This window comes from Actinocrinis puniceicyclus (assembly GCF_018283645.1).
GTDB lineage: Bacteria > Actinomycetota > Actinomycetes > Streptomycetales > Catenulisporaceae > Actinocrinis > Actinocrinis puniceicyclus.
On sequence record NZ_JAGSXH010000198.1, the window covers coordinates 1 to 6,568 of the forward strand.

Genomic DNA, 6,568 nt, shown 5'->3' on the forward strand with positions numbered 1-6,568 from the left:
CCAGTCGCGGGTCAGCCGCCCGCGCGCCAGCGGGCTCCACGGAATCACGCCGATGCCCTGGTCCGCGCACAGCGGCAGCATCTCGCGCTCCTCCTCGCGGTAGAGAAGATTGTAATGGTTCTGCATGCAGTACTTTCGCCAATGTACCAAGCAACGATTTGGTAACCCTCCGACCGGTCACGCTGCCGAGCCGCGCTCATGGCTGGGGCTGAGGTCGGGTGCATCTCCTCAGCGGCAGTCTGTGACTTGCCGGGCGGCGGGCGGCCCTGTCAGGACACGCTTTCCCGTCTTGTCAGGGCCGCCCGTTGTCCGGCACCCTGCGGGGCCGCTGAGGAGATGCACCCGACCGACCCACCCGACCACCTACTGACCGGCAGCGGCCGACAAGAACAGCTGCGCCGCTACATCTCCGAGGCGGCAGCTGCTTCGTCCCTGGGTTCAGGCCGGTTGAGCCGTCTCGATCTCGCGCATAAGGAGTTTGAGGGTCAGGCTGTGGCGTTCGCGGGGTAGCTGATCGAGGGCTCGGGTGGCGTAGGCGACGCCTCCGGCTACATCTCCGGAGCGCACCAGCATCAAGGCTCGGTGCATCTCGATGTGCGTGGCGAACCGGTGCAGTGTTGCCGGGCGTGCCTGGTCGGCTGCGTCTTGGGCTCGGGTGGCTTCTCGTTCGTCGCCGATGCGGGAGTAGAGCATGCTCAGGAACGTCCAGAACCGCCATTCGGGTACCGCGAAGTCTGAGATCTGCTCGGACGAGCCTGCTATGTCGAAGACTCGTTTGGCTTCTTCGATGGCTGCCGTCATGGTTTCGTGATCGCCCCGGAAGCCGGCCACATGGGCTTGGGCGACCAGGGCGTTAAGACGCCCCAGGGTCGGCGCGTCGGAGATCGCTAGCGCTTGGTCGGCGAGTCGTTTCGCGGTGGACAGTCCCGCGCCCTCATAGGCAAGGGCCAGAGCGCTTCGGCCACGTACCCACACGCGGGTGTCGGTGTCGGCGGAGCGGTCGGCGGCGACGGCGGCGAGTCCGTACCAGCGTGACGCTTGGCGCGCTCCCTGGGTAGTCTTGCCGAAGGTGGTGAGGTAGCGGGCGGCGACACCCCACAGGCGCGGGGAGGCGAGTTGCCCTTGGAGCGTGACGAGATCGGATGCGATGCGGGGTTGGAGCGCTGCCGCGCCATAGGACATATAGTCCTGTCCGAGCGCGTCCACCCGCTCTAGCCAGTGGTCGAGGGGCGGGCGGCGGTAGGCGGCTTCCGAGAAGCCCTTGTAAATGAGCTCGGCCGTGGCCATGGGGGCTACCACAGTGGCGGCCAGTCCGCTGAGGACGCCTCGGCGGTCCATCTCTTCACCTACTTCGCGCTCATAGGCCAACACGATGTCAGCCGTTACAGCACGCTTGCCGGTTTCCACGTTCCCAAGATGGCTCTTGGAGAAGTGTGTGCGCTCGGCCATGGCGGACAAGCTGATGCCCGCGCGTTCGCGCGCTTGCCGGAGCATCTCACCCGCCATCATCGCATGATCCACCCGTGAGCCCTAGTGAAGACTGTTGAAGACTTGCGCCTGCTACCGACAGCGATGATATCAGTGCACGCTGTAAGCCATGGCGACGACTCGGTGTCAAGTTCCTGTGACGGACAGTGCGTCTGGTGCGGAGTTCACTGCGTCTGCTGGTGGCGTGGTCGGCCTCGGCGATGTGCCGCTGCGGCGGCGTGTGGCGCTGCTGCCGCCGAACGATCACGCGGCGAGTGTCGCGCGGGCGGTGATGCGCTCGGTGTGCGTGTCCTGGGACCTGGGCTCGGTGGCGGAGCTTGCGGTCTACTGCGTCTCGGAGCTGGCGACGAATGCCGCCAAGCATGTGCAGTGGGGGCGCGTGCCCTCCGCTGAGCGGGTCGCCTGGCTGGTAGCGGAGCTGTGGGGGCCGCTGCTGGTGGTCGAGGTGCGCGACCCGAGCAAGGTTCTGCCAACGGTGGGACTGGAGATCGATTGGTCCTCGTTCGACGACGCTCCGGGGGATGTGTGGCTGTTGCCGGAATCCGGTCTGGGGTTGCGGCTGGTGGTTGAGCAGCTAAAGGCGGCGGGCGGCGCATTCGGGTCAGCGCTGCTGCCACGGGGCGGCAAAAGCGTGTTCTTCGGCGCTCCGAGCGGAGTGGCGCGGTGAGGCGGGCGCGGCCGGGCAGTCTGGCGCATTTGTGCAGGCCAGCTCTGGCCTTGCCGTGGCTCCCGATGCCTGAGCCACCGCCGATCGTGTTCGAGAACGGGCCGGAGGTCACGGCGCGGGTGTTGGCGGCGCTGCGGGCGCTGTGAACCGGGCTGCGGCCCTGATCAGGCAATGGTTGACACTCTGATGCAGGTGGGGGTTGTTATGGGCGTTTCGATGAGCGCGCTTGAGGCTGCACATACGTCGTCAGCACGCTTCGACCGGTTCGTCTCGCGCCGGTTCGGCGTGGTGGTGCTGCAACCGACGACGTTGTGCCCGTGGGCGTGCGACTACTGCTATCTGCCGTCGAAGGATCAGCGCCTGGAGATGCTTCCGAGTACTGCTGCGGCAGTAGCCGCGAGCATCGAGGCGCAAGGCGGTCCGGATGTGGTTGAGGTCGTCTGGCATGGTGGCGAACCGCTCACTGCCGGCGTTGAGCGATTCAGGGCGTTGCTGGAACCGTTCGAACCCTTGCGGGCTCGCGGCCGAGTGCGGTACACGGTGCAGACCGGCGGCGGCCTGATCACACAGCCGTGGTGTGATCTGTTCGCGCGGTACGGGTTCACGGTCGGGGTGAGCATCGACGGTCCAGAGTGGGCCAACGCTGCCAGGCACGATCGATCGGGGCGTCCAGCCCATGCGCGAATCATGCGCGGTATTCGAACGCTGCTGGATTGTGGGGTGCGGTTCACCGCGATAGCCGTTGTCACCGGCGACACCATCACCCGGCCGGACGAGATCGCGGACTTCTTCGAGACCTTGGGCGCGGATAGCGTCGGCTTCAACCTCGAAGAGTATGAGGGTGCGAACACGAACCGTCCGCCGATTGATGCGGCGGCGGCCCGGACGTTCTGGCGCGCTCTGCTGAAGCGTCGGCTGGATGGTTCGCCGCTGCGTGTGCGGGAGCTTTACCGACTACTGGGGTTCGTTCGCCAGAGCCGGGGGCCTTCGTCTGCCCGCAGCGGTCCAGCCCTGTACGAGCCGATTCCGACCGTCGCATGGAACGGGGACACGGTGATTCTGTCGCCGGAACTGGCCGGGGTGCGCAGCAAGGAATACGGCGATTTCGTGATTGGCAACGTGCTTCGTGAAACGCTGCCCGCGATGCTGGCGCGCGCTGACAAAGCACGCTACGTGGACGAGTTCACGCAGGCGCTCACTGCATGCGCCGAGAGTTGCGAGTTCTACGCTTTCTGCCTTGGCGCGCAGGCAGGGAACCGGTATTTCGAGCATGGTGATTTCAGCGCGCCGGAAACACAATACTGCACCAATACCCGTCAGGAACTCGTCCGGGCCTTGGGCGAGTTGATAGAGGAGGCTCCATGACCGTACTCGAATCCGTAGCCAGCTCGAATTCTGTCGTGTTGGTGAACCTCCTGGGCAAGGGTGAACGCTGTGGCGCGCATTGCGCCTCCGGCTTCGACAACCAGCCCACCTGGGACAACAATAAGGGTGGCTTCGACAATCGGCCCACGTGGGACAACTGGTCGAAGCGGTAGGGCGTTCGGCTCGGCGGCGCGTCACGGGTCGCGCCGCCGAGCACAACAACCGAGAATTATCCGATCACCAAGCTAGGATATCCGCCATGGACCAACTTGTTATCCGCCGAACCAGCGCCGACCTTCCCGTCTTCGACAGCGACATGGAATTGCAGTCGGTCTCAACGCTAGGCACCGATACCGGCCCCATTTCCGATTTCGAATTCGGTGACACGAGCGTGCGAACGCTCGACCTGGAGAACGTCACACTGCTGCACGGAAGGATTTGCGGCGTCAAGGCAGCACGAGCCAATATCGAGGCCGTGCGTATGGACTCGATCGAGTTCACCGGCTGCGACTTCTCCTCGCTGAACTGGCAGGGCGGCAAGCTTTCCCGCGTGCGCTTCGAAACCTGCAAGCTGCTCGGCTCCCAGTTCCACGGCGTGACGCTGGAAAACGTTGTGTTCGTCGGCTGCAAGCTGGACTATTCAACCGTGCGCGACGTGCGGGCAACCGGCCCGGTGCTGTTCGTGCGCTGTTCACTGCCCGAGGTCGAGTTCACCGGCTGCGATCTGAGCGGAGCACTGTTCAATGACTGCAACTTGCAGCTGACCTCGTTCGGTTCGGGCACCTACCGGGATTGCGACCTGCGCGGCAATGACCTGTCGGCGCTGACCGGCTCAGCGAACCTGAAAAACGTGATCATCGAGCGGACCCAAACCACGCAGCTCGGGGAAGCCTTGGCGGCCGAACTAAACGCCAGCTTCGGCGACGACATGGACGAGCGTCAAGACCCAGACCAGGGAGCATGGCTGTGACCATCCGCATGGGCTTCACCGCGCCGAGCACGCTGCAAGATCGATGCGCGATAGCGCCCGTCGACCTGGTGCGCGACGAACCAGGATACGACGCGCAAGTGCTGCTTCCGGCATCCGACTGGGAGAGCGTGACATCTGAGCAGATCAAAGAGCTGATTAGCGGCTCGTACCCGGTTGACGGCGCGCTCGTGGAGATCGTGCGTCCCCGCGTTACCGCCCCTCGACACGACGCGCCCGAGGATGGCATCAGCAGCTTCGATCCGTTCCAGGGGCACTGGTCCAGTTGGTTCGTGGGCTTCGTGGACAACCCGGCCGGACAGGCAACTACGACGGTGGACACCACGACCGGGCGGCGCATCGGCCTCCACCTCGACAACTTCGACCGGTTGCCGACCGCGCGGCGGGTGGAGAGCAGAAGGCGTCTGGCGATCAACCTTGGCCCCGGCTCGCGGTATGTCGCTCTGGCTATGGACGACATTCAAGAGATCAGCCGCGCCCAGAGATCGACCGCCAGCTACCCGCACACGAATGACGTGCGGCGCTACGTCAGTGAGGGTGGTCGTCTGCGGTGTCTGCGCATCCGCCTCGATCCCGGAGAGGGCTACATCGCGCCGACTGAGCTGATACCGCATGACGGCTCGACCTGGGGCATGCGCGCGCCGTCCCGAGTCGCGTTCTGGCTCGGGCACTGGCCCGCTGGAGTGCTGCCGACGCTCATCTAAACCGCTGGGCTGGGCGCGCGGCGTGAACGTCACCCGGTGCGGGGTTCATCCGCAAGCAGGTCTACCCGTTCCGGGATCCAAGGTCTTCGAGGCTTCATCCTGGAGCCGATGACGGGGCCTGCGCCGCGCGCTCGTAGGTGGGCGTCCGGGCACGTCTCCCCGATGCCCGGACGCCTATGGGGTGCCCTCGGCCGTCGCCTGGAGTACGGCGGTCGAGGGCACTCCGATCAAGACCGGTGACGGTCCCGTCCGTGGGGGTCTGGACCGTCGCCGCGCGGGGCTGTTGAGCGTCCCCCTGCCGTTCGTGCATGGCAGATAGTCAGGCCAACTGATAGTTGATGTAATAAGTATATCTCAATTGACTGTCTTTTTTGAGATGCATGGAGTCAATGCCGCGCCAGCTAAAAGCCCGTTGGCTGCTCCATTGAGTAGCACGAGACTGTCAAGATGATGATTGGCAAGCATGTCTGTCGTCGTCCACGCCAGAGCGGCGAGGGTGCCGGTAACGGCAACCTTCCACCACGAGGGGAGCTGGCGATGGTCCACGCTCGCAGTGTACTAACCGGCGGCTGACTGCGCGGTGAGTGCGGTCTGAAGGTGGGTCGGATCGCTTGCCGTGCAGGAGTCGTTGTCTGCGTCGCGCGCCGTGTCCGTTCGCACGGAGGCGGTTGTCGCGCGTGACGCAGTAGGGAACCGGAGGCGGTCGTCTCGGCTTGGGTCGGGTTGATCGTGCCGGATGTGATCGGGAGCGGCGGGCCGCGCGCTCGCGCCGCGAACGGCGCCCCAGCGCACGGAGGATGCGCACGGGGTGGATGAGCGGGTCACCCATCCGTCGCAGATCAACCTGCGGACGAACAACGCTCACGTTCGTAGTCTGATGCGGGCGGCGTGGCGGCTCGGGGTGCTGCCGGAGTTCAAGGGTCTGAATCTGTGGCGGTGGTGTCACATGCTCGGATTCCGGGGGCACAACACCACCGCGTCGCGGTTGTTCTCAGTCACGCGCGGTGGTCTGGCTCGGGAGCGCGAAGCGTACCGGGAGGCGCAGAACCGCAAGCGCCAGAGTAAGGCCAAGCGTAAGGGTGCTGACAAGCCTGTCGAGGTTCCGACGGTGACCGAGAAGAACTGGCGGTATCAGCGGCGCGGCTACCACAACGAGGGCATGGCGGCCTACGCGGGGATGCTGCGCGAGAGCATCGAGGAGAACCGGCAGGCCGCAAAGGATGCGCTCGCTCCCACTCGTCCGCGCGGGGGCGATGCCGCGTGACCGACAGCCGGGCTTAGAACGTTGATGAGCGCGACCGCTCCGCTGTGGATGTTGAGTCACCGAAGGTGGCCGCTCAACAGGGCGGGTGGGTG

At 65.3% G+C, this 6,568-nt stretch carries 7 protein-coding genes and 2 pseudogenes; 6 read left to right on the plus strand and 3 right to left on the minus strand.

Annotated elements, in window-relative coordinates; translation table 11 throughout:
• Both KGA66_RS27430 and KGA66_RS27435 read right to left on the minus strand, forming a co-directional pair.
• A pseudogene (locus KGA66_RS27430) lies at positions 1 to 141 on the minus strand (aldo/keto reductase); the annotation flags it as partial.
• Positions 142 to 438: 297 nt separating this feature from the next.
• Entirely contained in the window at positions 439 to 1,506 is a 1,068-nt protein-coding gene (locus KGA66_RS27435) for a helix-turn-helix domain-containing protein (protein ID WP_211472219.1), read from the minus strand.
• Positions 1,507 to 1,672: 166 nt separating this feature from the next.
• On the opposite strand from KGA66_RS27435, the gene KGA66_RS27440 reads away from it, so the two are divergent.
• The 5 genes from KGA66_RS27440 to KGA66_RS27460 all read left to right on the plus strand — a co-directional run bounded on the left by KGA66_RS27440 (position 1,673) and on the right by KGA66_RS27460 (position 5,212).
• Positions 1,673 to 2,155: an ATP-binding protein gene (locus KGA66_RS27440; RefSeq protein WP_211472221.1), complete on the plus strand. Its 483-nt coding sequence runs from the start codon at positions 1,673 to 1,675 to the stop codon at positions 2,153 to 2,155.
• Positions 2,156 to 2,326: 171 nt separating this feature from the next.
• Positions 2,327 to 3,520, plus strand: coding sequence for a cyclophane-forming radical SAM peptide maturase AmcB (gene amcB, locus KGA66_RS27445; protein WP_211472223.1), 1,194 nt, complete (start codon positions 2,327 to 2,329; stop codon positions 3,518 to 3,520).
• A complete protein-coding gene (gene amcA, locus KGA66_RS27450; RefSeq protein ID WP_312887095.1) occupies positions 3,517 to 3,693 on the plus strand; it encodes a multiple cyclophane-containing RiPP AmcA in 177 nt (58 codons plus the stop codon). Before amcB ends, amcA begins: the two co-directional genes overlap by 4 nt.
• A gap of 86 nt (positions 3,694 to 3,779) precedes the next feature.
• Positions 3,780 to 4,490, plus strand: a complete 711-nt coding sequence (locus KGA66_RS27455; RefSeq protein ID WP_211472227.1) for a pentapeptide repeat-containing protein — start codon at positions 3,780 to 3,782, stop codon at positions 4,488 to 4,490.
• Between the two features lie 8 nt (positions 4,491 to 4,498).
• Positions 4,499 to 5,212: a hypothetical protein gene (locus tag KGA66_RS27460; RefSeq protein ID WP_211472229.1), complete on the plus strand. Its 714-nt coding sequence runs from the start codon at positions 4,499 to 4,501 to the stop codon at positions 5,210 to 5,212.
• A 354-nt stretch (positions 5,213 to 5,566) separates the two neighbouring features.
• Here KGA66_RS27460 and KGA66_RS27465 read toward each other — a convergent pair whose 3' ends face one another.
• A complete protein-coding gene (locus KGA66_RS27465; protein ID WP_211472231.1) occupies positions 5,567 to 5,758 on the minus strand; it encodes a hypothetical protein in 192 nt (63 codons plus the stop codon).
• Positions 5,759 to 6,014: 256 nt separating this feature from the next.
• Between KGA66_RS27465 and KGA66_RS27470 the strand changes: the two are divergent.
• Positions 6,015 to 6,476: pseudogene (locus tag KGA66_RS27470) on the plus strand (replication initiator); the annotation flags it as partial.
• Positions 6,477 to 6,568: the final 92 nt, after the last annotated feature.